Below are 303 nucleotides of genomic sequence, written 5' to 3' on the forward strand. Positions count from 1 at the left end.
TCGAGAAACGACGTGTAGGCAACCCGCCCCGCGTCGTCCAGCAAAATCTGGGGGTACATGCCCCGCACCAGCTCGTGATGACTGGCGTTGTAGCTGGCGAAGGTCTTCAAGTCCTGGGCCACGCCCGCACCGTGAGTGATGCCGATGGTCTCGCCGGACAGCGCCGGGAAGTCGTAGAACACCACGCCTTCCATAAGCTCGCGTGGGTCGGGCTCCTTGTCGCGCTCGAGCTGGGTGCGGAAATCGATGACGCCGGCCAGGTCGTAGTCGCACACAAGACGCGCCAGGTCCTGCTCGATCGCC

General features: G+C 64.4%; 1 protein-coding gene. It reads right to left on the bottom strand.

The window, feature by feature from the left end; translation table 11 throughout:
• The coding region (locus NE591_RS14255) for a tyrosine-protein phosphatase (protein ID WP_256156983.1) at positions 1 to 303 on the bottom strand (303 nt) is incomplete at both ends.

Source organism: Adlercreutzia sp. DFI.6.23 (genome assembly GCF_024462535.1).
GTDB classification, from domain to species: domain Bacteria; phylum Actinomycetota; class Coriobacteriia; order Coriobacteriales; family Eggerthellaceae; genus Adlercreutzia; species Adlercreutzia rubneri.